This window comes from Brenneria tiliae, assembly GCF_023347575.1.
Lineage (GTDB): Bacteria > Pseudomonadota > Gammaproteobacteria > Enterobacterales > Enterobacteriaceae > Brenneria > Brenneria corticis.
Map to the genome: position 1 here is coordinate 138,153 of NZ_JAKPCB010000094.1, position 25,702 is coordinate 163,854.

At 54.1% G+C, this 25,702-nt stretch carries 23 protein-coding genes, 1 tRNA gene and 2 pseudogenes; 20 read left to right on the plus strand and 6 right to left on the minus strand.

Annotated elements, in window-relative coordinates; genetic code table 11:
- Positions 1-7: 7 nt before the first annotated feature.
- The 3 genes from fbpC to MFP24_RS08385 all read left to right on the plus strand — a co-directional run bounded on the left by fbpC (position 8) and on the right by MFP24_RS08385 (position 1,758).
- Positions 8-1,126 carry a ferric ABC transporter ATP-binding protein gene (gene fbpC, locus MFP24_RS08375; protein WP_263458444.1) on the plus strand — a complete coding sequence of 373 codons (1,119 nt, stop codon included), beginning with the start codon at positions 8-10 and terminating at the stop codon, positions 1,124-1,126.
- Positions 1,127-1,279: 153 nt separating this feature from the next.
- Positions 1,280-1,355, plus strand: a tRNA-Asn gene (locus MFP24_RS08380).
- A 229-nt stretch (positions 1,356-1,584) separates the two neighbouring features.
- Positions 1,585-1,758 carry an Arm DNA-binding domain-containing protein gene (locus MFP24_RS08385; RefSeq protein WP_438839185.1) on the plus strand — a complete coding sequence of 58 codons (174 nt, stop codon included), beginning with the start codon at positions 1,585-1,587 and terminating at the stop codon, positions 1,756-1,758.
- Positions 1,759-1,763: 5 nt separating this feature from the next.
- Here the strand turns inward: MFP24_RS08385 and MFP24_RS08390 are convergent, their stop codons facing one another.
- The 5 genes and pseudogenes from MFP24_RS08390 to MFP24_RS08415 all read right to left on the minus strand — a co-directional run bounded on the left by MFP24_RS08390 (position 1,764) and on the right by MFP24_RS08415 (position 7,593).
- The gene (locus MFP24_RS08390; RefSeq protein WP_249229877.1) at positions 1,764-2,795 is read right to left on the minus strand and encodes an IS630 family transposase; all 1,032 of its coding nucleotides are present in this window, start codon (positions 2,793-2,795) and stop codon (positions 1,764-1,766) included.
- Positions 2,796-3,209: 414 nt separating this feature from the next.
- Positions 3,210-3,452, minus strand: a pseudogene (locus MFP24_RS08400) (DUF190 domain-containing protein); the annotation flags it as partial.
- 54 nt (positions 3,453-3,506) lie between these two features.
- Entirely contained in the window at positions 3,507-4,517 is a 1,011-nt protein-coding gene (locus MFP24_RS08405) for an HlyD family secretion protein (protein WP_249229875.1), read from the minus strand.
- A 17-nt stretch (positions 4,518-4,534) separates the two neighbouring features.
- Positions 4,535-6,118, minus strand: a complete 1,584-nt coding sequence (locus MFP24_RS08410; RefSeq protein ID WP_249229874.1) for an MFS transporter — start codon at positions 6,116-6,118, stop codon at positions 4,535-4,537.
- The gene (locus MFP24_RS08415; RefSeq protein ID WP_249229873.1) at positions 6,115-7,593 is read right to left on the minus strand and encodes an efflux transporter outer membrane subunit; all 1,479 of its coding nucleotides are present in this window, start codon (positions 7,591-7,593) and stop codon (positions 6,115-6,117) included. The genes MFP24_RS08410 and MFP24_RS08415 overlap by 4 nt, the downstream gene beginning before the upstream one ends.
- A gap of 220 nt (positions 7,594-7,813) precedes the next feature.
- Here MFP24_RS08415 and MFP24_RS08420 point away from each other — a divergent pair, with 220 nt between their 5' ends.
- The gene (locus MFP24_RS08420) at positions 7,814-8,473 is read left to right on the plus strand and encodes a TetR/AcrR family transcriptional regulator (RefSeq protein ID WP_249229872.1); all 660 of its coding nucleotides are present in this window, start codon (positions 7,814-7,816) and stop codon (positions 8,471-8,473) included.
- Between the two features lie 47 nt (positions 8,474-8,520).
- Here MFP24_RS08420 and MFP24_RS08425 read toward each other — a convergent pair.
- Positions 8,521-8,730 (minus strand): annotated as a pseudogene (locus tag MFP24_RS08425) (DDE-type integrase/transposase/recombinase); the annotation flags it as partial.
- Positions 8,731-8,957: 227 nt separating this feature from the next.
- On the opposite strand from MFP24_RS08425, the gene MFP24_RS08430 reads away from it, so the two are divergent.
- From MFP24_RS08430 to MFP24_RS08500, 16 genes are all read left to right on the plus strand, one after another.
- Positions 8,958-10,499: a nucleoside hydrolase-like domain-containing protein gene (locus tag MFP24_RS08430; protein WP_249229871.1), complete on the plus strand. Its 1,542-nt coding sequence runs from the start codon at positions 8,958-8,960 to the stop codon at positions 10,497-10,499.
- 1,119 nt (positions 10,500-11,618) lie between these two features.
- The gene (locus MFP24_RS08435) at positions 11,619-12,119 is read left to right on the plus strand and encodes an SH3 domain-containing protein (protein WP_249229870.1); all 501 of its coding nucleotides are present in this window, start codon (positions 11,619-11,621) and stop codon (positions 12,117-12,119) included.
- 25 nt (positions 12,120-12,144) lie between these two features.
- Positions 12,145-12,651 (plus strand): type VI secretion system lipoprotein TssJ, encoded by a 507-nt coding sequence (tssJ, locus tag MFP24_RS08440; RefSeq protein ID WP_249229869.1) that lies wholly within the window; start codon positions 12,145-12,147, stop codon positions 12,649-12,651.
- A 24-nt stretch (positions 12,652-12,675) separates the two neighbouring features.
- A complete protein-coding gene (tssK, locus tag MFP24_RS08445; protein WP_249229868.1) occupies positions 12,676-14,019 on the plus strand; it encodes a type VI secretion system baseplate subunit TssK in 1,344 nt (447 codons plus the stop codon).
- Positions 14,020-14,037: 18 nt separating this feature from the next.
- Positions 14,038-15,276, plus strand: coding sequence for a DotU family type VI secretion system protein (locus MFP24_RS08450; RefSeq protein ID WP_249229867.1), 1,239 nt, complete (start codon positions 14,038-14,040; stop codon positions 15,274-15,276).
- Between the two features lie 3 nt (positions 15,277-15,279).
- The gene (gene tssM / locus MFP24_RS08455) at positions 15,280-18,897 is read left to right on the plus strand and encodes a type VI secretion system membrane subunit TssM (protein WP_249229866.1); all 3,618 of its coding nucleotides are present in this window, start codon (positions 15,280-15,282) and stop codon (positions 18,895-18,897) included.
- Between the two features lie 16 nt (positions 18,898-18,913).
- On the plus strand, positions 18,914-19,621 hold the full coding sequence (gene tagF, locus MFP24_RS08460) for a type VI secretion system-associated protein TagF (protein ID WP_249229865.1): 708 nt from the start codon (positions 18,914-18,916) through the stop codon (positions 19,619-19,621).
- A gap of 15 nt (positions 19,622-19,636) precedes the next feature.
- Positions 19,637-20,650 carry a type VI secretion system protein TssA gene (tssA, locus tag MFP24_RS08465; protein WP_249229864.1) on the plus strand — a complete coding sequence of 338 codons (1,014 nt, stop codon included), beginning with the start codon at positions 19,637-19,639 and terminating at the stop codon, positions 20,648-20,650.
- Between the two features lie 65 nt (positions 20,651-20,715).
- A complete protein-coding gene (tssB, locus tag MFP24_RS08470) occupies positions 20,716-21,255 on the plus strand; it encodes a type VI secretion system contractile sheath small subunit (RefSeq protein ID WP_249229863.1) in 540 nt (179 codons plus the stop codon).
- Positions 21,256-21,258: 3 nt separating this feature from the next.
- Positions 21,259-22,758, plus strand: coding sequence for a type VI secretion system contractile sheath large subunit (gene tssC, locus MFP24_RS08475; RefSeq protein WP_249229862.1), 1,500 nt, complete (start codon positions 21,259-21,261; stop codon positions 22,756-22,758).
- A gap of 20 nt (positions 22,759-22,778) precedes the next feature.
- Positions 22,779-23,336, plus strand: coding sequence for a type VI secretion system amidase effector protein Tae4 (locus MFP24_RS08480; protein ID WP_249229861.1), 558 nt, complete (start codon positions 22,779-22,781; stop codon positions 23,334-23,336).
- Complete coding sequence (locus MFP24_RS08485; protein WP_249229860.1) at positions 23,333-23,770, plus strand: T6SS amidase immunity protein Tai4 family protein; 438 nt, start codon at positions 23,333-23,335, stop codon at positions 23,768-23,770. The genes MFP24_RS08480 and MFP24_RS08485 overlap by 4 nt, the downstream gene beginning before the upstream one ends.
- A 142-nt stretch (positions 23,771-23,912) precedes the next feature.
- Positions 23,913-24,314, plus strand: a complete 402-nt coding sequence (locus MFP24_RS08490) for a Rap1a/Tai family immunity protein (RefSeq protein WP_249229859.1) — start codon at positions 23,913-23,915, stop codon at positions 24,312-24,314.
- On the plus strand, positions 24,314-24,577 hold the full coding sequence (locus MFP24_RS24085; RefSeq protein ID WP_318011333.1) for a hypothetical protein: 264 nt from the start codon (positions 24,314-24,316) through the stop codon (positions 24,575-24,577). Before MFP24_RS08490 ends, MFP24_RS24085 begins: the two co-directional genes overlap by 1 nt.
- Positions 24,578-24,618: 41 nt before the next feature.
- A complete protein-coding gene (locus MFP24_RS24090) occupies positions 24,619-24,807 on the plus strand; it encodes a T6SS effector amidase Tae4 family protein (RefSeq protein ID WP_318011334.1) in 189 nt (62 codons plus the stop codon).
- A gap of 232 nt (positions 24,808-25,039) precedes the next feature.
- Complete coding sequence (locus tag MFP24_RS08500; protein ID WP_136168594.1) at positions 25,040-25,522, plus strand: Hcp family type VI secretion system effector; 483 nt, start codon at positions 25,040-25,042, stop codon at positions 25,520-25,522.
- Positions 25,523-25,702: the final 180 nt, after the last annotated feature.

Genomic DNA, 25,702 nt, shown 5'->3' on the forward strand with positions numbered 1-25,702 from the left:
GATTACCTTGAATACTGCAAACCAACAAGCGCCGGCAACCTCATTTAACGCCGGCCCACAGGGCGCCCGTCATAAGAACTTTGTTGAACTGAAGCACGTCACCAAGCGTTTCGGCCACAACACCGTTGTTGACGACCTCAATCTGGCCATTCCGCAAGGGAAAATGGTCACGCTGCTCGGCCCCTCCGGCTGCGGCAAAACCACCGTACTCCGCCTGGTCGCCGGGCTGGAAAAACCGACGGAAGGCCGCATCCTTATCGACGACGAAGACGTGACCGAACGCTCCATTCAGCAGCGCGACATCTGTATGGTGTTTCAGTCCTACGCCCTTTTCCCGCATATGTCGCTGGGGGAAAACATTGGCTACGGGCTGAAAATGCTCAGGCGCCCAAAGGCGGAAATTAACCAGCGGGTAAAAGAGGCGCTGGCGCTGGTGGACCTGGACGGGTTCGCCGATCGTTTTGTCGATCAAATCTCCGGCGGCCAACAGCAGCGGGTGGCGCTGGCCCGCGCGTTAATCCTCAAGCCCAAGGTTTTGCTGTTTGATGAGCCGCTGAGCAACCTGGACGCCAACCTGCGCCGCAGCATGCGCGAGAAAATCCGCGAGCTTCAGCAGCAGTTCAACATCACCTCGCTGTACGTCACGCACGACCAGAGCGAAGCCTTTGCGGTTTCCGATATGGTGCTGGTGATGAACAAAGGCAAAATCATGCAGTTGGGCGCGCCGCAGGAGCTGTATCGCCAGCCGGCGTCCCACTTTATGGCCAGTTTTATGGGGGATGCCAACATCTTCCCGGCGGCGATCGCCGATGACAGCGTGGCTATTTACGGCTATAAACTGCCGCGCCCGCCAGGTTTCGCCGCGGGCGCGGGCGAATGCACGGTCGGCGTGCGTCCGGAAGCCATCACCCTCGGCCTGCAAGGCGAGGAAAGCCAGCGCTGCACCATTACCCAGGTCGCCTATATGGGGCCGCAATACGAAGTGCAGGTGGAGTGGCACGGGCAATCGCTGCTGTTGCAGGTCAACGCCACCCAGCTCCAACCGAATCCGGGGGATAGTTACTTTTTACAGATTCACCCCTACGGGATGTTTGTGCTGGCGGATAACGACCCGGCGAATAAATAGCCGGCGCCGGTATCGGGTGCGCGGGCGCCCGATACCGGACAGCGGTATAAATTCCCGCAGATTGCACATTCTCTCGCCGAACGGTTCAAATATATGGTCGCCGCCTTTGACATGCGCGATACACCCCGTTATGATGCGCCCCGTTCACACGATTCCTCTGTAGTTCAGTCGGTAGAACGGCGGACTGTTAATCCGTATGTCACTGGTTCGAGTCCAGTCAGGGGAGCCAAATTCTGTTCTGTGGATGTCTACCGATGTCCATAGGTCATTGATAGAATAATGAAAACCATCCTTCTATGCTCCAGCGACTTCCACTGAAATCCACCTGTATCCGATACTTTTAAGTCCATTTTTAAGTCCATCGGAAATGCGGGTGAGTTTGATTCCGGATTGTTGCTAGATGACTCTACGATTGAAAACCAAAATCCAGCTCTGACCAAAAATCAGGAGCTACGATCATGGCACGTTCCGATACCGCAGTCCGCCGGGCCAAAATTACCGGCAAAGCCTATACTCTCCCCGATGATTCCGGCCTTTCGCTTGCTGTTTCACCCAAAGGTGGAAAAACCTGGCACTTCCGCTATTACTGGGGCGGAAAACAAAAGCGAATTTCCCTAAATAGCTGTTCCTAATACCGCTACACTTTGGTCTGTCCATGTTTTCCTCCCGGGAATGGACTGACGGTCTCTATAAAATGGCGAACCTTTTTCAGCAGTTGCCACATGGCGCGGCACTGGTGGTTTCGGGTTATCGTGTCGTGCAGTGCCTGCCACAGTCGTTCAACGTGATTCACCCACGGTGAGTATACGGGCTGGTAAATAACCCTGAACTTCGGATTCTGTTTCAACCATTTCAGGGTTTGCTGGCTTTTATGGATGATGTAGTTATCGACGATAAGCGTGATCGTTTTCGCCCGCCGGTATGTCGCTTTCATGTGTTCCAGCAGACTGATAAACAGTGCTGAGCTTTTCCTGCTACCCCCGACGTAGCTGACTTTTCCTGTTCCGCTGTGCAGGGCTCCCGCCAGATAATATTTTTCGTTCTGGCCCGGTGTCACAACGCGCTTTTGCTGACCACGCACTTGCCAGTCTGCACCGATTTTGGGGTTGAGGTGGATATCCACTTCGTCCTCGTAAAACACCGGATGGTCCACGCTGCATTTTTGCAGTGCTCCGTGGATTGCCGTCATTTTTTCTTCCTTGTGTGGATCGCGTATATGCAAGGTAGGCGCAGCCCTGCGCCAGACAAGTCCGGCTGCCGGTAACCATCTCCGTATCGTAGAGGCATGAAGCTGACAACCTGTTATCTCGCGGATTTTTATCGCCAGCAGTTCTGTGCTCCAGCGCGAACGCTGGTAGCCAAAATCCCCCGGCGTTCGCTGGACCAGTTGGCGTAACAATGCACATATCTGTTCAAATGGCCATCGTCGTTGCCGTCCGGAAGGCAGGGTTTTCAGGCCTTCCAGACCATATTCCGTCAGCCAGTTAATCCAGCGGCCTATCGAAGAGCGGGCACAGCAAAGTGTTCTGGCGACATGGCTGACGCTGTTTCCATCGTGAAGCATCAGCATGGCGTTGAGCCTGCGTGCATGGTTTTTATCACGTGTTTTATGGATGGTTTTCCGCATCAGGCGTCGTTCGTTACGAGGCATTGGTGCTATGATCGGCATCGCTCAGTCCGGTTGGTGATTTTGGTTGGTTTGGCGATTGATCAGATCGCACAATTCGGACTGAGTTCCCTCACGGTGATCTACTATTTGGAACAGCTATTTAGCGCCTTAAGTTTGAATAACCTACTGTATGCTTTTTCATAACTTTTCACCCAGTATCCATTAGTTATGGTAGATACCGACTTACCTTTTTCTGTCGCCCGCTGTACTAATTGAACTAAATAACTTTGCACATTACCGCTCAACTTTAGTCAACCCGCGTCGATTGCCGGGTTGAGCATCCAGTCCGCGCCGATATTGGGATTCAGGTCGATATCAACCTCCTGATAGAACACGGGATGGTCCGCTCCCCAATGTTCCAAACTCAGCGGCGACCTGAACGTAAAAAACGTGTACCTGCTCTTTTTCCAGAATCTCAAAGAACCGCGCGGCCTCCTCTTCAGTGACCACCAGCGTTACCTGAACAGGCTGGTCGGAGAGATCGAAAAGATTGACCGCATGCACGGTACCATCGTGCCCCAGCCCGCCAAGCGCGCCGTTCAGCGTCGCGCCACGAATGCCCTGACGACGGGCTTCTTCGATCAGCCATTGCGCAAGAGGACGTTGTCCATGTAAACGGTCCTGCTGGGTAAAAAACGTTATTTGATAGCCGTGCATACGCAACCTCGGAAACAGTAAGTTATTCTGGAAACCGGTTTAAAAAACAGTTCATCACATTGATGTTGATAGCGCGTCGGCAACATCAACAGTCGGTGTGACCGACATACCGACACGTAGCCTCATCACATCTTTTTGCTCTTTATCCAGTCGGATACGAACAGGCAGTCGCTGAACGATCTTGGTGAAATTCCCCGTCGCATTATGTGGCGGCACCAGTGAAAAGCTTGCGCCGCTGGCAGGCCCGACACTGTCCACATGCCCGGTGAGATGTACGTCGGGCAGCGCATCCACCGTGATGTCTACGGTCTGTCCAACCTGTATACGAGCCAACTGGGTTTCACGGAAATTTGCTTCAATGTAAATCTTATCCAGCGGCACCAGGGTAAGCTGCGGCTCGCCCACATGCGCATACCCCCCGACACGCGCATGGCGTTGCGCAACCGTGCCGGCTATCGGGGCCGCTACCTGTGTATAGGATAGCCGCAGGTCAGCATCCACTTTTGCCGCCCGCGCCTTATCAAGCTCGGCATGCAGGATCTTTACCTGCTGTTCGGCTGAGCGCAATCCGGCCCGATCCCGGTCATAAGCGGCACGCTGTACGCCCCACTCCGCTTCAGCCTGCTGCTGGTCCTTTACCGTACCCGATCCGTCACGGGCAAGATTGATAAAGCGCTGGTGGTTTCGTTCCGCCAGTTTGAGATTAGCACTTGAGGCGGCAACCGCCGCATTTGCCTGCGCAATCAGGCTTTGCTGACGTTCCAGTTGTGCATTGAGACTGTCGATATTGGCCTGCGCATTTTCGCGCGCGACCATCAATTCTCGGTCATCAATTTGAAATAAGGGCGCCCCTTGCTCAACCTGTTGGTTATCATCGACGGAAACCGTGGTAATCACACCTGAGACCTGAGGGGCGATCACGGTAAAATCCGCCCGTACATAGGCATCATCTGTGCTTTGCGAGGCGGCGCCGGCCTCCGATTTGTTCAGTATCCAGATGGCCGAGATCACTATGGCGGCGGCAATCAGTGCGATGATGATTTGCAGTTTATATTTAGTAGTCATGTTCACTTTTCTTTAGCTTATTTTGATGCCACGCCAGGCTGCGAGGCCGACGGAATGGATGGGGAGAGACGAGGAACGACAGGCGCCGGAATATACTGGAACTTAAGGACCAGCGGGATCATCAGCAGCGCAACCAGACCGATAACGCGGTAGATATCCGCCACCGCCAGCACACTGCTCTGCCTGACGACCAACGCGGTAAGCGAGTCAGACGAGGTATGAAAACCTGCCCAGTGCGCCGAAAGGTTGCCGGCCTGATCCCGTAACGACTCATAGTGAATGCGGGTACGTATCAGATTCAGTTGATTGATAAGCGCCCCCGCCACAACCGTGCTGATGACGCGCACAATATTGACCAGCCCCGCCAGATAGGGGCCTTCCATTGGCTGAACGACGCTGACGATAAGAAACAACATGGCAACCATCGCCAGCGGTTGCCCGATGACATGCAACAGTGTGATGACCAGGAACTGCGGCACCATCCACTCATCCGTAATGCCCGACGCCAGCCAGCATGCGGCAACAATGCATGCCAGGCCGGCGGCAAAGACGTAGCGCGCGTCTACCCAGCGCTGGTAGAGCATGATCGCCACACAGGAACCCAGAATCAGTTGCGGAAGACCCACCATCAATCCCAAAGAAGCCGTCTGTTCGAGACGAAAACCGTGCAGCCCGGCCAGGGTATTGGCAGGTAAACCGACTCCGGAAAAGCTGACGACAAAAAAGCCCAACAGCGTGATGAAGCCCAGCCAGATATTGCGCCGCTTCAATAAATCCAGCCGGATGAAGGGCGCAGGATGTAACCACTCGCAGATAAAGAACAACGCGGTGAAGCCGAGACCAACACACAGTGCGGCCACGATCATCGGTGAGTGAAACCAGTCCAGACGCACGCCCTGATCGATGCCGACCACCAACAACATCAGGCCGGGTACGGCAAACAGCATACCAAACCAGTCAGCCTGTTTTAGCCGCGCCAGCGCCATCGGCATTTCAGGAATCCCCCAGGCGACCATCGCCATGGCCAACAGCCCCGGGGGAATAACATTCCAGTATGCCCATCGCCAGTTATCCAGTTGATCGACGGAGAAGGTGGCAAGCCAGAGTGCGACATTGGGTGACAGTGTGGCCGTCATCGCGAACAATGCCAGGCCGTGCAGCCTGATCGGCGCAGGCAGGAAACGCAGAGCAGCCATCATCAGAATGGGCACAAGCGCCCCGGCGCACAGACCATGCAGGACACGCAACGCCAGCAGTAAGTGCAAATCGCGGATATAGGGCAACAGGGCGGCAAGCGCCATTGCCGCCGCCAGCATCGTCAAATGGAAGCGGCGCATTGAGAAGGTGATGGCGAACCACGCCGCAAACGGCATGGCGGCCAGTTCACCGGCCGAATAGGCGGTGGTAAGCCAGGAGATATCATCCCTTGCAAACCCCAGCCCTCCTTGTATATCAGCCAGCGCCAGAGAGGGAACCCGGCTGCTCAGGCCGGCTACCATTGCGGCGAGAAGTATGCCCAACAGACCCACCGCCAGACGGAGATTAAAGACCGGTTGGGGCTGGGGGATGGAAGGCGCGGAAGCGGGCATCGCCGTACTCATGATCGTGTCCTGCCCGTAGCGGCTTCAGCCTGGAGATTTGCCGACCATCCACCGCCCAATGCACGATACAGCGAGACAACGGACAGTGCTGAAGCCGTTGCACAGTCGCTCAGTTCTGCCTGACTTGCCAGCAACGTGCGGCGGGCAACCAATACGGTAGTAAAATCAGCCGAGCCTTCCTGATAAGAGCGTTGGGCGACGGAGAGCGCCACCTGGTTGTTTTCGATGGCGCTCTGAAGCTGCTCATGCCGTTTGCCTTCACTGGCATAAGCGCCCAGCGCGTTGTCCACTTCATGCCATGCCCGCAGCACGGTTTGCTGATAGTCGACGGCCGCCAGAGACATGCGCGTTTCACTCAACTCCAGTTGTCGGCGTAAGCGCCCGCCTTCGAAAATGGGCAAATAGAGAGTAGGGCCAAGCGAAAACTGGCGGGAATCCCAACTGCCGAGATCCGATAAGTTGAACCCCTGCACGCCCAGCGATCCGGTCAGGCTGATACGCGGATAGAAATCGGCCTCGGCCGCGCCGATATCCGCCACTGCGGCATGCAGCTTTGCTTCCGCCTGCAATATATCGGGTCGGTGCCGGGCCAGGTCGGAGGGTACGCCAATCGGCAACCGCGCAGGCATAGAGGGCAGCGCGGCGCTCGTCAGACGCGCATCAAGCTCTCGCGGCGCCCTGCCCAACAACAGAGCCAGCGCGTTCATCAACGCAGCGCGCTGATGGTTCAAGTCCGTTAATCTCGCCTCCAGTGCTGCGGCATCCGCCCGCGCCGATGCCGCATCAAAACGGTTAGCCACGCCATTACGTTCCCGGCTTTCGGCCATACGCACTAAATCCCGGGCAATGCGCTGGTTCGCTTCCACCAGCGACGCCTGCGCCTGTATGCCCCGCAGCAAAATATAGGTCCGGGCCACCTCCGCGGTAACGGAAACCTCAGCCGCTTCCCGGCCATAGTAGGCCGCCTGTAGGTTGGCCTGCGCGGATTCGCCGAGATGGCGCAGATGCCCCCATAAATCCAGTTCCCATGCGGCTTCCATCCCTAACGACCAGGTATTATAGCTGCTGGTCGGCGCGCCGAGCCGATGGGTGGGCGAGTTCTCGCTGATAGCGGAACTGGCGTATCCGCTACGGGCGGACAGACTGGGACGGCGGGAAGCGTCGACCAGCCCTGACTGCGCGCGGCTTTCGTCGATACGCAGAGCCGCTGTCCGCAAATCCAGGTTGGCGCCCACTTCAGACTCCAGTTGTATCAATGTGGCATCGTTAAACAACGCCCACCAGTGCTCAGGCGCCCGGGAACGGGTCAGTGCGGGATGCCGGGCGACCATGGCCTCACGCGCCTTCAGCGCTGCAACTTTAGAGCCTGTAGCGGGCGCCTGTACCGACGGGGGAGTGACGCATCCTGCCAGTAACAGAGCAATCAGAGCAGGTGCGCCTTGAGACAGCGATGTATATCGAACAAGACGGTTCATTCAATTCCTCAAACCGAGAGCGGAACTAACCGTTCTCTTCATTAAAGCAACAAAAATAAAGGGGATATTGCGATTACATACGGGGATGGAAACTGATCGGTACCTTACAAAATAAATCAAATATCGTCAATTTCTTAATATTGTTGTAACAAATGAGTTTTATCTCAGGATACCGGTAGGTATACTTGCTGACTAATGGCTTTTAACGCAGGAGCGCTCTGTGCCCGAAAGTATTCATCCCCATCACGACAAGATATCCGTCGTCTTAAATGCAGCGGCTTCGGTATTCCTGACGCATGGTTTCAGCGCCGCGACGACGGATATGATTCAGCGTGAAGCCGGCGTCTCCAAAAAGACGCTGTATGCCTGCTTTCCCGGCAAAGAGGCCATGTTTATGGCGGTGATTGAGCGGCAGTGCGCATTAATGGCCTCGACGGTCAGCGCGATCCAGCCCGCTCCCGGAAACCTTGCCAAAACCTTGACGGACATCGGCCGGGCTTATCTGGATATCGTGTTGTCCGATACCGGTGTCGCGCTGTTCAGAGTGGTAGTCGCCGAGTCTCCCCGCTTTCCGATGGCCGGCAGGCATTTCTACCTGTCAGGCCCCAAAGTCGTTACCGCGATGGTGGCGGAACAGCTAAGTGCGGCGTCACTGGCCGGCGATATCAATATCCATGATATCGGTGCCGAGACCGCCGCGGCACTTTTCATTGGCATGGTGCGCAGCGAAGGACAACTGGATTGTTTGTTACATCCGGGAACGCGGCCCTCTCCTGGTCAACTGGACAGATGGGTAAAGCTGGCTGTCGACACCTTTATCGGGCGATTTGCTGTTGTTCACCCGACTGCCGTTCGCCCAAAAGATCACGAACCGTCGTAGAATAGAAGCGTCATCAAACAACCGCCACATATAGCCAGCTCTACGAACGGTCTGCGCTGTTTTATTGCCATCTCTAACGCGTCAATCACCAACTGCTTTTTCAGGCGATTACTCTGACTCAAGCCGATAATGCGTCTGGAATACAGATCAATCACCGTCGCCAGATAGAGCCAGCCTTCTCCCGTGCGGATATACGTGATATCCGAAGCCCACGCGATATTCGCCGCTGACGGATTAAACGCCCGGTTCAGCAGATTCAGACTCGATTGCAACGCTGAGATCGTTCTCACCTACCCTGCCGCCAAACGGCATTACCGCTTTGCCATCATGCTGTTTTGAAAACCACGCCTCTTTTTTGTGATTTAAACCGCAAAAATGGTTTTTATTTTTTATTTTGTTTCCATAGCTAACTAATGTGTTCTCATCCGCTATTCGCTCTCGCAAAAAACATAATTAATTGATTTTATTATCCATGAGGTTACAAATGCTTAACTCAACGCACAACGCCGTCACCAAAGGCCTGTTGCTTATCTCCCCGATCTTGTTCACCGCGGCGCTGCCGGCCGCCGCCGCCAATGAGTCTATGCAGCAAATCGCCGGCAAGACCCTGCCCTATCAGGAAAAGCCCCGCGTCTTTATTCTGAGCGACATCGGCAACGAACCGGACGACCAAATGTCGCTGACCCGCTTTCTGCTCTATACCAATGAGCTGAATGTTGAAGGCCTGGTCGCCACAACCTCGACCTGGCAACGGGAAAAAATCCGTCCCGATATGATTGAACTGGTGGTGAATCACTATAGCGAGGTGCAGCCGAACCTGCTGAAACACGATGCGAATTACCCTGCCGCCTCGTTGCTGAAATCGCTGATCGCCTCCGGTCAGCCCGCTTATGGCATCGCCGCCACCGGAGAAGGGAAAAACAGTCAGGGTTCGGATCTGCTGTTGAAATCCATCGAAAAAAGCGCTGATCCGGCCCACCCCTTATTCATTAACCTGTGGGGCGGCGCCAACACCTTGGCCCAGGCGCTGATCGACTTATCCCAAAAACACCCGGCGCAGCAGGTTGAAGCGCTGACGCGTAACCTCGTCGTCTATTCCATTTCCGATCAGGATGACGCCGGGTCTTGGATCAGACAGCACTACCCCCAGATCACCTATATCGTCGATCCTTCCAGCCAGAACGGGGAAGACTATGCCAGAGCCACCTGGACCGGCATCAGTGGCGACAAATTTTACCGCAATGCGCCCGGCGCGGATTTCACCACGGTTTCGCAAAGCTGGCTCGACAAAAATATCCGCAGCAAGGGGCCGTTAGGGAAAGGGTATCTACCATATATATTTATTATGGAAGGCGATACGCCCGCGTTTCTCAGTCTGATTCGCAATGGTTTGAACAGCGACAGGAACCCCGGCTGGGGCGGCTGGGGCGGCCGTTACATCGTGCGCCAGCCGCAAAATGAAACCCGCCCTATCTGGAGCAACGGCGGCGATTTCTACCCCGGCAACCCAAACGCGGCGGATACGGTCACTGGCAGCGACGGCCAGAAATATACCTCCCATCAGGCGACAATCTGGCGCTGGCGTACGGCATTTCAGCATGATTTTGCCGCCAGAATGGACTGGAGCATTAAGGATTACGCGTCCGCCAATCACAATCCGCTGGCCGTGGTGAACGGCAACGCCGGGAAAGATGTGCTCAATATCGCCGTCCGCGTTGGGGAAACCGTCACGCTTAGCGCCAAGGGCTCCCACGATCCGGATGGGGATAAGCTCAGCTATAGCTGGATCCATTACCCGGAAGCCAGCTCCGCCATTTCCCAGATGGTTGCGATGGACCAGATCGTCGGGAAACCGGGGGAAGATTTCCTGCAAAAACCGCAGGTGCTGTCGTTAGGAGATGATGGCAGCGAGACGATAAAAGTTCAGGTGCAAAATAAGGGCACGGAACACATCATCCTGGCGGTTACCGACAATGGCAGCCCGGCGCTAACCGCCTATCGCCGCATCATTATTACGGCGCAATAACGCGCCAGCGGCTTTTTATCAGCAGTCGCGGCAGGACACGATAAACAGTCCGGCGGTCCTGGCCGTTCCCGCCAACGCGCTGATTTGCGCGCTGCGGAACTTCGCCAGTTGCCGCCTTCCTGCAACTCGAATTATTTAGGCTATATCCACACAACCTGAGTTCTCCGATCGGTACAATCGGGATTATTAATAAAAATATTATTTAGCATGCTTATTATATTCACTTAAATAGTGAATATAAATAACCCAACTGAAGTCGAGAATTAATCACGGTATAACGTCGGTTAATTTAGTTAAAATATTAGGATTTATTTAAACCTTCAAATTTAGACGGAGTATGAGATAAAAAAACAGACCTGATTGGGCAATTTTGTTCCCAATATAAATCATTAATCAAAATATCATTTCCATGCTAATTATCTTATTCCTAACCGATCGAACCAAGGAACTTCATCCCCTGCATGCATCGTTGATGTTTGTCATAAATAAAGCAGGCACCCTTGGTACGGCTCAAACTCTGCATAATCGTATTAATGCCTTAACAAAATTTCCAAACGATATGTAACCGCGCCTCGAATGTGAATACAATAGCTGAATGGAGTCAACATATTGAATATACGACAATATCCGATAGGATAAACCCGGCGCCACCTTACCATGCCGCCATCATTTTAAGATTAATCTCAATACCTATGATGCTGAAATCATAGACAAAAACAATTGGCGTTAAGAAAAGGAAAACAAAAGATAAAATTTACGCATAATCATAAAGTTAACATTCTGGACACATAATAAAAACCAATACCGAATTTTACTTAGGTTATAAACAACGCTTAAAAACTCATCGTTTGGTGAGCATTTCATATAATTAACGCCTTTTTATGTAACGAGAACAATATTGAATTATCAGCCAGTCTATGTAGAATCACGCCATTAAGTTCTGACAAACGTAAATAGCAGACCTGGCTTTACTCTGCGTAAAGTCCGTGCGGTAGCCATGTCTTAATAAAAATAGCTGTTCGGGAATACAGCTATTAACCGAGTTATTCAATAATATCGTCCAGTAAGCACTCAGAAATTTGTTTCGTACGTACAAACTATTTGCAAAGGAAAGTCATGATGAATATGCGAATCGTATTAGTTCTACTCTCCGCGTTTGGCCTTGCCAGTTGCAAAGCCCCCCCCCCCCCCGCATTAACTGATGACACCATCGTGACCAATGAAGTCAATGGCGTCACGTTAGTGCATCGTCATGCCATTGTTCCACCTCAAGAGTTCCAACCTATTAACCAGGAATACCGCGCGCTTTACGCCGCGTCGGTCATGAGCCGTCCCGACTTCAGCGGCAAGGTGGTTCGCCATCTCGAAAACAACCATACCTACAACGTACTTGGTCAGGTGGAAAACGCCTGGCTGGCGATTGCCGAACAGGGCCAGGAGGAACTGATTGGCTATGTTCCACCCCGCGCGGCGGTAAAAAGCGAACTGTATGAAGAGACGCTGAAAAAAGACCGGCTGCGTAAACCGCGGCGTCAAGCGCAGAAACCAACCTGCGTATCGGTGGATGGCAGCGGCAAAGCCTGCCGCAATACCAACAGCGGAACCTGGATTATCGACTAATCTCGCGTCAACCTAACAACACAACATGAAAAAAAAATCGGTTTTATACCAGTCTCTACTGGTGTTTTTCATAGCCGTTCTCACTCTACTGAGCGGTTGTGTTTCGTCTTCACGCAGCGAGCCTTCCAGTTACATTCTTAACTTTTATGCGCATCCGGAGATTAACGACGCGGCGCCGCTAAAAGTCAGGGTTCTGTTATTGAAATCCGACGCCGGCTTTATGTCGGCGGATTTCTACTCGCTGCAAAATAATGCCCAGGCGGTTCTCGGCGCCAACCTGCTTAACGTCGACGAATTTTTCCTGATGCCGGGACAGCTCAACAGGACGCCGACCGGTCAAACCCCGACGGATGCGCGCTACATTGGCATCATGACGGAATACCAGGTGCTGGATGGCAAAAAGTGGCGCATCTCGCTTCCTCTTCCCGCCGCCAATAAAGATAGCTTCTATAAGTTCTGGAAATGGTCGTCTGACGAGCTCAAAGCCAGCGTTTTTCTCGATATTGATGGGATCCGCGTCGTCAACGAGTAACGGAAGTTCCAACAGGAAATCAGTATGAATAAAGCAGAAAAAGTGGTCTGGAGCGAAGGGATGTTTCTGCGCCCTCATCATTTCCAGAGAACGGAAAGCTTCCTGCAAAGCCACATCCGGGAATGGGGAAATTTACAGCGCCCCTACCTGTGGGGATTTCTCGATCTGGAATTTGACGAGGCGATGTTGCGTCAGGGATGTATTGCGCTGAGTTACGCCAGCGGTTTGCTGCCGGATGGCACCCCGTTTTCCTTTCGCGATGCGCGATACGGGCCGGCGCCCCTGGAAATTCCGGATAACCTGACCAATGCGCGGGTGGTGCTTGCGCTGCCTGCGCGGCGCGCCGGACGTGAAGAGGTGATTTTTAGCGAATCGGCCGATTCCCTTGCCCGCTATATTGCTTTTGAAGAAGAGGTGGATGACGACAACGCCATCTCCATAGGCGCGGCGGCGTTACAGTTCGGCAGGCTGCGTTTGAAACTGATGCTGGAAAACGAGCTCACCGCCGAGTGGACCGCCATCGGCGTGGCCGAGGTGATTGAAAAGCGCAACGACAACCAGATACGTCTGGATACCAGCTACATTCCCCCCATGCTCAACGCCGTCAATAGCGTACAGATCTACAGTCTGCTCAACGATATGCAGGGGCTGCTACAGCAGCGCAGCCAGCAGATGAGCCAGCGTTTGCGCCAGCCGGGGCGTTTTAATACCTCCGAAATGGTTGAGTTCATGCTGCTGGCCTTAATCAATCACCATATAGGCCATATCACCCATCTGCGTTCGCTGCCCCTGCTTCATCCGGAATCGCTGTGGCGCGATTGGCTGCCCCTGGCCACGGAGCTGACTACCTGGCTGCCTCAGCGTATGCCCGACGCTTCCCTGCCGGTCTATGATCACGACAATCTGGCCGTCTGCTTCGGCAAACTGATGCTGGTGCTGCGTCAGGGTCTGTCGCTGGTAATGGAAGAGAACGCCATCCAACTCCCGCTCACCGAACGCTCCCATGGGCTCAACATCGCGACGCTGCCGGAAAGCAGCATGGCGCGGCAGTTTGGTTTCGTACTGGCGGTCAAAGCCAGCGTGCCGGGTGAAATGCTGCAAACTCACTTCCCGGCACAAATGAAAATCGCCCCGGTCACCAAAATTCGCGATCTGGTACAGCTTCAATTACCGGGCATGGTGCTGCGCGCCATGCCGATAGCGCCCCCGCAAATCCCGTGGCATGCCGGTTACAGCTATTTTGAACTGGAAAAAGGCGGTGAACTCTGGAAGGAGATGGAAAAATCCGGCGCGTTCGCGCTACATCTCGCCGGTGAGTTTCCCGGACTGGATATGGAGTTCTGGGCCATCCGCAGCCCATCAGAATAACGACAACGAGAGCTCACCATGCAGGAACGACAAGCTACCGGCAGCAATACTATTCTTTCTGGCGCGAGCGGCGGCAACCCCCTGGTTGCATCCGCCAACCCGCTGCTTAATGCTATCCATCAGATTCGCCACTCTGTTTCGCACGACGACCAGGCCGGCCTGCGCCAGCGATTGATCGACGAAATCCGCCGCTTCGAGGTACGCTGCCAACAGGCGGATCTGCCTTATGAAGTCATTATCGGCGCGCGCTATTGCCTGTGTACCGCGCTGGATGAAGCGGCGGCGCTTACGCCGTGGGGCAGTCGCGGCGTCTGGTCCGGCAGCGGCCTGCTGGTGACCTTCCACAATGAAACCTGGGGCGGGGAAAAATTCTTCCAGTTGCTGGCTCGCCTTTCGCAGAATCCGCGTGAGCATATCGTGCTGCTGGAGCTTATCAACTATTGTCTGCTCCTTGGTTTTGAAGGCCGTTACCGCGTAATGGATAACGGACGCACCCAACTAGAAACCATTAAACAGCGCCTGTGGCAAATGATTCGCGGCGTGCGCGGCACCTACCCCCCGCGCCTATCGCCGCACCCGGAAGATCAGCCGGTAATACGTAAGCTATGGAGGCCGGTGGTACCTCTGTGGGCCTGCGTCGCGCTGGTCGGGTTTCTGGGCTGTCTGTTCTACATCAGCCTTAACTGGCGTCTGAGCGATAAAACCAGTCCGGTGCTGGCGAATATTTATCAGACAACGCTTCCGGAAGTGAATATTCAACGACCTGTGGAGCAGTTGCCCGCCGTACTGAATCTGCGCGGTTTTCTGCGCCCGGAAATTGATGCGGGGCTGGTGGCGGTGCGCGACGAGCCGGATCGCAGCGTGGTCATTCTGAAAGGCGACGGGCTCTTCGCCTCGGCGTCCACCGTGGTGCGCGATCGCTACGAACCGGTCATTGATCGCATCGCCCAGGCGATGAACAACGTCAGCGGCAAAATCCTGGTGGTGGGCTATAGCGATAACGTGCCTATCCGCAGCGCGCGTTTCGCTTCAAACTACGAATTGTCCCTTTCCCGCGCCGAGTCAGTGCTGAAAATGCTGCAAAAGCACCTTGCGCGCCCCGAGCGGGTAAAAGCCGAGGGTCGCGGCGAAATGAACCCCGTCGCCCCGAACGATAGCGCTGAAAACCGCGCCCGTAACCGCCGAGTGGAAATCACCCTGCTGGTATCGACTGAAAACATTCAGGCCGAGCTGAACGGATTGGTGCAAGGAAATTAAAGGATGCTGAATATTCTCGTTTCAATACTGACTAACCGTATCCTCTGGGGCTTTCTGGGCGCCACGGCGCTGGCCGCGGTAATCTGGATGATTGGCCCGCTGTTTTCCATTGCCGATATCCGCCCGCTGGAGTCCGTGCAGAACCGCGTTATCGGCGTCCTGGTGATTTTTCTCATCTGGATTCACGCGCACCTCGTGCCGCGTATCTACAGAGCCTGGCTCAACCGCCGCCTGATGGATAACCTCAACGCCGCACAGCCTGAGCCGTCGAAAGGTGACGGCGCGCCGCTTAATAATGCCGATCAGATCCTGGCCGAACGCTTTGACGAGGCGGCGGAGATCCTGAAAAAAGCGCACTTCAACGGCTCGTCGCAGCGCGGCGCCCAGTGGACTCAGCGCTTCAGCAATCAGTATCTCTATCAATTGCCCTGGTACGTGATTATCGGCGCGCCAGGCGCCGGTAAAACCACCGCGCTGATGAATTCCGGCTTGCAGTTCCCGCTGGCGGACCGTTTCGGCAAAACCGCGCTGCGCGGAATAGGCGGTACGCGAAACTGCGACTGGTGGTTCACCAACGAAGCGGTGTTACTGGATACCGCCGGGCGTTATACCACTCAGGAAAGTGAACAAACTCAGGATGCCGGCGAGTGGCTGCGTTTTATCGAACTGCTGCGTAAATACCGCCGCCGCCAGCCGATTAACGGCGTCATTATCACCATAAGCGTTTCCGATCTGCTCACCCAAACGCCGGAAGCCTCCCGGCAGCAGGCGGTAAACCTGCGCCAGCGCCTACAGGAGCTGCACGAACAGCTGGGTATTCGTTTCCCGGTTTACGTACTGGTCACCAAAGCGGATCTGCTTAAAGGTTTCCGTTCTTATTTCGCCAACTTTGATAAAACACAGCGTGACCAAATCTGGGGCTTTACTTTCCCGTGGGAGCGCTCAAAGCAGGCCGATTTTGATCTTATGGGCGCATTTATGCAGGAGTTCGCGCTGCTGCAACAGCGCCTGGACGCCGGCCTGCCGGATACCCTGCTGCAAGAACGGGATACCAAAACGCGCGCCGAGAGCTTCCTCTTCCCGCAGGAGTTCGCCGCTCTGCGACCGCTGCTCGCGGATTACCTGAGCACCGTCTTTGCCCGTTCCAATTTTGAAACCGAATTCTCCCCACGCGGGATCTATCTGGCAAGCGGAACCCAGGAAGGGCTGCCGTTCGACCGGGTGATGGGCGAACTCAATCGCGCCCTTTCACTACCGGTAAACGACGCGGATGGCGACAGCTGGGATTCCGTCAGCAAAGAAGCGCCCATTCCCGCCGGCAAGGGACAGAGCTTCTTTATCAAGGACCTGCTGCAAAACGTCATCTTCCGGGAGGCCGGCATTGCGGGGCAAAACCGCTGGTGGGAGCTGCGCAGCCACGCGATTATCTGGTCCGGCTACGCGGCGCTTCTGACGCTGCTGGTCGTGTTCGGCACCCTGTGGCTGATCAGTTACGGCCGGAACAATAGCTATCTTGACGAGGTTCAGGCAAAAATTCCGGGCGTAGCGCAGCAGAGCAAAACGCTGCAAGGGCATGGTCAACAGGACCTGTTCGATTTGCTGCCGCTTCTCAACAGCCTCGCCAATCTTCCGGCCAGCGCGGAGTTCGACGTCAACGATCCTCCGCTGACTCGCCGTATGGGATTGTATCGCGGCGATGACATCAGCAATGCGTCACAGGCTCTGTACCAAAAATCTTTGCAGCAGTTACTGCTGCCGGCGGTAACCCAACGCATCACCACCTGGTTGCGCAATGACAACGGCAGCGACGCGGAATACAGCTACGAAGCGCTCAAAGCCTACCAAATGCTTTACCAGCCTAAACATTACGACGGCAAATTTCTGCACTCCTGGGTAATGCTGAATCTGCGGCGCAATCTGCCGCAGAATGTGACCCAGGCGCAGCTTAGCCAGCTGGAGCGGCACCTGGCGCAGCTGCTGGAGCCGCAGATTCAGTCATCGCCTTATGCCAAAGAAGAGGCGTTGATCGGCCGTCACCAGGCGCTTATCAAGCAGAACCCGCTGTCGACTCGCGTATACGGTCGCCTGAAGCGATTGCTGGAACATGACGAAAGCCTGCGGCCCGTCTCTTTGACAACCCTCGTCGGCCCGCAAAGCGAACTGGCGTTTTCCCGCAAAAGCGGCAAATCCATCAGCGACGGCGTACCGGGCCTGTATACGCCCGATGGCTACTGGAACAGCTTCAACGACCGGATTGACGGCGTCGCCGCCGCCTTACACAAGGACGACGCCTGGGTGCTGGGCGTGAACGCGCCGCAGGAAGACAAGCAGCAGACCGACAACGCCGTGCGCCAGCTATATATGCGGGATTTCATCGCCAACTGGGACGGTTTCCTTGCCGATATTCAGCTTAACAACAGCTCCGACCTCGCGCAGCGCATCAATACCATACGGCTGATCTCCAGCAGTAACTCGCCGTTGCGCAAGTTGGTCATCAACCTCGGCAAGGCGTTGACCATCGCTCGTACAACGGAAAATGAGGCTGAGCAGGAACCGTCCTCGCAAAGCGGCAATAGCACCACGCGTACGCTGGAAACGCTGTTCGGCAATAATGACAATGCGCCGATAGCCACCGCCGGCGCGCAAACGCCGGAACAGCTGGTCACCGATCACTATACCCCGATAATTGAACTGGCGAAGCCGCTGGAGAAAGGCAGCAAAACCATCGTATTCGACGATTTTCTCAAGCAGGTCGACGATCTATACCGCTATCTTACCGCCGTCCAGGACGCGGCCAACAGCGGCATGACCGCGCCGGGGAATGACGCCATCAGCCGTCTACAGGCCAGCGCCGGTCGTCTGCCAAAAGAGTTGCAGGGGATGTTCAGCAGCATGGCGGTCGGCGCAAGCAGCGATACTCAGCGCCGGGATCTTGAAAACATCCGCAAACGCATCAGCGTCGAGGTGGGCAGCTTCTGCCGTCAGGCCATTGCCGGGCGCTACCCGCTGATCCGTTCGGCCGGCAATGACGTAACCCCGGACGATCTGGCGCGCATGTTCGCGCCAGGAACCGGACTGATGGACACCTTTTTTCGCGACAACCTGACCAACAAGGTCGATACCACCCAGCAGCGCTGGCGCTTTACGCCGGGCATCGATGGCAAAACCCTGCCCGGCAGCGAAAGCCTGCTGCGCCCGTTCCAGCAGGCGCAATCCATTCGCGACGCTTTTTTCGCCAACGGTACGGCCACGCCATCCTATCGAGTCACCGTGCGCACCGTGCGGATGGATAACGCCATTCTTAATCTGACGCTGGATGTGGATGGTCAGCAGCTGCGTTACAGCCACGGTCCGCAGGCCGTTCAGTTGGTAAGCTGGCCCGGCCCGGGCGGAACCAACCAGGTGCGGATGCAGCTGGGGCTCGCCGACGGGACGACCTCAACGCTGGTAACCAACGGTTCCTGGGCGCTGAACCGTTTTTTCGACCGCGCTCGCATCACGCCTGGCGGCAATCTCAGCCGTCAGGCCACTTTCACGGTTGACGGACATCAGGTGACGCTGGAATTTGTACCGAACAGCATCCGCAATCCTTTCCAGCTTCCCGGCTTCGTATGCCCATAACCGCAAGGAACGGACTATGAGTAACTATCCTGTGATTAGCTGGTACGGCAAATTACCCAGCGCCGGCGACTTTTTACAGCGCCGGTTCCCCGATGCGCTACTGCGCCAGTGGTCGCACTGGTTTCAGGTAGGGTTGCTGAACTGGCGAACAGACGAAGAGCGCGCTGCCGGCAGTCGCCAATTCGGCAACGCGCCGGTGTGGAATTTCGCGGTGCCGCCGATGCTCGGCAGCCAGCAGGTACAGATAGGCTGCCTGCTGCCCGGACGCGACAGCGTAGGCCGTCAGTATCCGCTGTGCGCGCTGTGCGCTTTTAATCCCGCTGAATGGTCGCCCCGGCTGCTGGCAATGGCCGGCGATTGGTATCAGCAGTTGGGACGCACGCTCCACCATGCCGTAAGCAACGGCTATTCGGCAGAGCAGCTTGACCAGACGTTGCTCGCCATCCCGGCGCCAGCCATACCCGCGCAGGAGTCTCGTTCAGAAATTCTGGAGGTTATCGGCTATGAGGATGCCCCCGCCAATCTTAGCTGGTGCCAGGCCAGCGACTGTTTCGACCCGCAGCGCCAGACCAGTTTCTGGTGGACCAACCGCAGCGACGGCTATCCGCTCTATACCCACGTCCACAGCGGCAACTTCACCGGACAGCTGTTTTCGCTGTTGTTCGACCCCGCCGGCGGCGCACGTCCCGGCCGCCACGGACTCTATCCGCCGATGTTTGAATAAATCGCAGGAGAGCGAATGGATATTGAAACCTTTCTCACGCCGGTGACAGCGGAAAAGCCGTGTGGGGAAAATCTTGAATACGATGCCGACTTTCAGGCGATGGAGCAGGCAAGCCAGGGCAAAGCCGAGCAGCAATTCGGCGAGACGATTATCCCGGCGGAACCCGCCGACTGGACCAAAGTCGAGAAGCTCGCCGCCTCCCTGCTCGCCCGCACTAAAGATTTGCGGGTCATGCTCGCATTGACCCACGCCTGGACCAAACGCCGCGGCCTGCCCGGTTACGCCGACGGCCTGCTGCTTATCCAGCAGGCGTTGTTACTCTACTGGGAAGCGCTCTATCCGCAGTTGGAAGAGTATGGCGCGCGCGATCCCTTTTACCGTATCAATGCGCTGGCGGCGCTTGGCGATAAATCGGCGCTGACGGCCGCGCTGCGTCAGGCCAAATTGTTGCGCAACGCTGCGGATGAAATCACCCTGCGTGACGCCCAGGCATTGCTCGACGGCAGCAAAACCGAATGCCCGGACTACCCCGGTGGCCGGGCGCGTCTGCTGGATGAGCTGGCCAGCAGCAACCAGCCGGGCATCGAAGCCATCCAACTGATCAATGAGCGGCTGAAGACCATCTGCGAAATACTCGTCGAACATTTGGGCGAGAGCGGCGTACCGGAGATGGAACAGCTGCGGAAACTGGTCAGCACCGTCGCCGAGTCCTGTCAGAGCACCGATCTTTCAACCTTAATCCCCACAAGGGAGCCGGAGATGAAACAGGAAACCGTACCCGCACCGACCGTTTCCGCCCCTCGCGGGGCAGGAGATTGGCGTTCCGCACAGGTTCGCTCCCGTGAGGATGCGCAGTTGATGCTGGAGAAAGTGAAGCAGTACTTTGTCCTGCACGAGCCCAGCCACCCTGCCCCGCAGATGATCGAGCGCGTGCAGCGGCTGATTGAAATGAACTTTATGGACATTATTCGCGATCTGGCGCCGGACGGCGTCAATCAACTGGAAAACATCTTCGGACGCCGCGAATAGCCGTGTCCGCCCGTAACGGTAGTGGGCGTTGACGCCTGCAGCCAGACTTTCAACGCGCATATCCGATGGAGAATATCATGCCAACCAATAAATCCAGTGGGCAAAAATTTATCGCCCGAAATCGTGCGCCACGCGTACAGATTGAGTACGACGTAGAGATTTACGGCGCGGAACGCAAAATTCAGCTTCCGTTTGTCATGGGAGTGATGGCCGATCTGGCAGGAAAACCCGTCGATCCGCTGCCGTCGATCGATGAACGCAAGTTCCTTGAAATCGACATTGATAATTTTGACGAACGCATGAAGGCGTTGAAACCCCGCGTTGCCTACCAGGTCGATAACACGCTGACCGACGATGGCAAGATTAACGTCGAACTGACGTTTGAAAGCATGGAGGATTTCCAGCCGGATGCCATAGCGCGCAAAGTCGAACCGCTTAACAAACTGCTCGAAGCTCGCACTCAGCTTTCCAACCTGCTGACCTATATGGATGGCAAAAACGGCGCGGAAGAACTGATTGCCAAAGTGCTTCAGGACCCTACGCTGCTCAAGGCGCTGAGCCAGTTGCCCAAGGGTGATAACGCGGAAAAAGGTAACGAGGAGTAATCGATGAGCAATCCTTCCCAACAGCAGACACAGCAAGCGCAGAAGACGTTCAGTGAAGACGAATTCAGCGCGCTGCTTAATAAAGAGTTCCGGCCAAAGACCGACCAGGCGCGTTCGGCGGTGGAAAGCGCGGTGAAAACGCTGGCCCAGCAGGCGCTGGAAAATACGGTAACCGTCTCCTCCGATATCTATCGCACCATTCAGAATCTGATCGCCGGCCTCGACGAGAAACTTTCCCAGCAGGTTAACCAGATTATTCACCACGAAGAGTTCCAGAAGCTGGAAAGCGCCTGGCGCGGGCTGAACTACCTGGTCAGTAATACTGAAACCGACGAGATGCTAAAAATTCGCTTTATGAGCATCACCAAGCAGGAGCTGGGCCGCACCCTGAAACGCCACAAAGGCGTAGGCTGGGATCAAAGCCCAATCTTCAAAAAAATCTATGAAGAAGAATACGGCCAGTTCGGCGGTGAGCCGTTCGGCTGCCTGGTGGGCGATTACTACTTCGACCACAGCCCGCAGGACGTGGAGTTGCTGGGTGAAATGGCGCGCATTGGTTCCGCCAGCCACTGCCCGTTTATTGCCGGTACCGCCCCAAGCATCATGCAGATGGAGTCCTGGCAGGAACTGGCCAATCCGCGCGATCTGACCAAAATTTTCCAGAACACCGAATACGCCGCCTGGCGCAGCCTGCGCGAGTCTGAAGACGCGCGCTATCTGGGCCTGGTGATGCCGCGTTTCCTGGCGCGTCTGCCGTACGGCGTGCGCACCAACCCCGTCGACAGCTTCGATTTTGAAGAAGAAACCGACGGCGCGAACCACGGCAACTACACCTGGACCAACGCCGCCTACGCGATGGCCGCCAACATCAACCGCTCATTTAAAGAGTTCGGCTGGTGCACGTCCATCCGCGGCGTCGAATCAGGCGGTTCGGTGGAAAATCTGCCCTGCCATACCTTCCCGAGCGACGACGGCGGCGTGGACATGAAATGTCCGACTGAAATCGCCATCAGCGATCGTCGTGAAGCGGAACTGGCGAAAAACGGCTTTATGCCGCTGGTACACCGCAAAAACTCGGACTTTGCCGCCTTTATCGGCGCCCAGTCGCTGCAAAAACCGACGGAATACCACGACGCCGACGCCACGGCCAACGCGCGTCTGGCGGCGCGCCTGCCCTATTTGTTCGCCTGCTGCCGCTTTGCGCATTACCTCAAATGCATCGTGCGCGACAAGATTGGCTCGTTCCGCGAGCGTGACGAAATGGAGCGCTGGCTAAATGACTGGGTAATGAACTACGTCGACGGCGACCCGGCCAACTCGTCTCAGGAAACCAAATCCCGTAAACCGCTGGCCGCCGCCGAAGTGCAGGTGCAGGAGATCGAGGACAACCCGGGTTACTACACCGCCAAGTTCTTCCTGCGTCCGCACTACCAGTTGGAAGGACTGACCGTCTCTCTGCGGCTGGTTTCAAAGCTGCCATCGCTGAAGAGTAAAGAAGCATAATGTAATGGTTACGGAGCCGTATGAGTACGGCTCTTATCCACATGACCAAGATAAATCAGGAGCACAGAACGATGGGAATAAGACCCGGTTTTATCGCGGCGTGGACGGCGGCGAAACAGATCTATGATCCTAACGATCCGATCGGTAAAGTGAAAGACACCATCGGCGGAACGGTGAAGAGGAATTTTGAGATTCCGGTCAGAGACGGGGGATGGGAAAATTCTTGCGCCGTAAGGATGAGCTATGTGTTGAATTATACCGGTCACCCAATCCCAAGGATAGGAAGTAAAACAGTCTCCGGAGCAGACAGGAAATGGTATTTCTATCGTGTTAAGGATGTTATTGAATACCTGAATAACGTATGGGGAAACGCGGATTTAATTATCAACTATCCACAATTGCCTGTTGAACAGCTAAAAAACAAGAATGGATTGATCTTGTTTGAAGTTTCCGGTTGGGGCGATGCCAACGGGCATGCGACATTCTGGAATGGCAGCCTTTGTTCCGATCATTGTTACTTCAATGATACCAACGCGAATTATACAACAAACAAGGCGAATTTTTGGGAGTTGTCATGAAAAGACTAATCGCATTTTCACTGTTAACTGGATTATTATGCACGTCTTTTCACGTCGTTAGTAAAACGCCCTTTGACCCTGTTGATTTTATAAAAAAAATGCCCTATCACCAGGTGGTAAAAGAACTGGCGCTAGCCCGGTGTATTGCACAGGTATCGGCAGAAGATACTCTCTTTTCTCTGGATGCGGCCAGAACAGCAAATGCGATGAGAGAATGGATGCCTTTTGATATTGAAAACGGCGATCGGAAAATTAATGCGCTTATCGATAAATTCAAGTCGACCTATAATCCGTCACACCGCGAGGTGGGCCCGGATACCAAAGGCGTCACGTTAAATTGCCTGCGTCTCTATCACAGTCCGGAATTGGACAAGTTATCTCGCGAGGTTATTGACGGCGACCCTGACCATACCTGGTATCAGGACAATCAGTAAAAAAAATTCAAATTTATTAGGATATTAGAAAAAGAAGTCTGGTTATGGAAGTTGCTTTAATGACCGCTGAAAAAATATATCCTCGCCATTTTCTCACTGCTATTTATCAGCCATCAGAGCTTTTACATAAAGAGATATTTATATGGTAAATAAAAATCATTTTTTACTGTCAGTGGTTATCAGTTCGATGCTAGTGATATCGCCACTGGCTTCAGCTGGCCAAGAAATACTTGATCCTGCACTCATAGAGGGACAAATTTCTCGTAACGATGTAAATCTTAGCGGCACGGACTTTCTTCGTGCATGGACTGCTCAAAATGATAACCAGGCAAGACAACAAGCTGATATGTATCTATTAGGTGTTTTCGATGCAACAGAAGGAAAATCCTGGTGTAGTTATAATGTTTTGAAATCACTCACTTTAAGCGAAATTGTATTTTCATATTTTAAGAAATTACCTGCTGAAAGATTACAGGAAAGAGCCGCTCATCTGATTGAAGAGGCTTTAATACAGAATAATTCATGCAAAGAAAGGAGAAAGTGATGAAACCATTATATGAACAATTAAAAAAACATCACTATTCATCCAGAGGTGAGAATCCTAGTTTTGTTTCTTCTGAAGATATATATGCAGAAATAGGTTATGACTATAAAGATTTAATCAGAGAAAATCAGAGTTATCAAAACACCTGCGCAGTTAGGGTGAGTTTGGCATTATTGAAATGCAATATTTCTTTTCAAGGACGCATTTCGATTAAAAAAGGCCCTTATAAAGGAAAAAAATTGAGCCTGGCGCTAAACTATTAGCTGACCAACTTTATAAAGATAATATTTTCGGTAAAGCCGAATTGTATACAGATGCTAATCAGGCTGCCCGCGCATTGAGAAATAGAAAAGGCGTTGTCTTCTTCAATGCCATCACTGGCTATGGAGGCGGACATATCGACCTCCTGGAACCCTTGAGTGATAATATACTTCAATGTCACTCTGAGTGTTTTTTTAACTGCAAAGAAGTCTGGTTCTGGGAATTAAAATAATCCTGTATAAATATTTTTATGGATTCCATTGATATAAGTTTAATAATCATACCGATTTTAGTCGCTTGCCCACAGGCAAGCGACTGAGATGATTGGACAGATATTCCATCTGTCCAGTCACGAGGCAGAGGTAAAATATGGACGGTTTTATTCGGCCCCATGCTTTCCTGTTTGCCATATAAGTGCTTTTTCGAAAGCAATATATTGTAACTAACAACGAAGAGTAGATACTATGGCTATTGATATGTTTCTGAAAGTTGACGGTGTAACCGGTGAATCAAAAGATTCCAATCACACTGGCTGGACTGATATCACGTCTTTCTCCTGGGGGGCTTCCCAACCGGGAAATATGGGCGTGGGCGGCGGCGGCGGCGCCGGTAAAGTGAATTTTAACGATCTGCACGTTAATGCGCTGATTGACAAATCCACCACCGCAATCCTGAAACACTGCTCCAGCGGTAAGCACCTGACCAAAGTTGAACTCTCGGTCTGCAAATCAGGCGGCCAACAGGTGGAGTACACCCGCATTACGCTGGAAGAAGTTCTGGTCACTTCGGTACAGTACACCGGTGCGGATAACGGCGATACCGTCGGCGTAAACTACGCCTTCCAGGCGGCGAAAGTGAAACAGCAGTACTGGGAGCAGACCGCTTCCGGCGGTAAAGGCGCGGAAAGCAGCGCTGGCTGGAATATCAAGGAAAATAAAGAAGCGTAATAAATTAAGCTCTCTTTATCGGGGGCTAATTTTGGCCCCCGAATCATAATTACGGATTACGCTTTAAGTTGAGGAAAAATAATAGTCATTAAGAAAAAACCATGCGTATTTTAATATTGACTTTTTCCATATTGGCACCGACATCTATCTTTGCCTCGACATCGCTTCAATCAATTAATG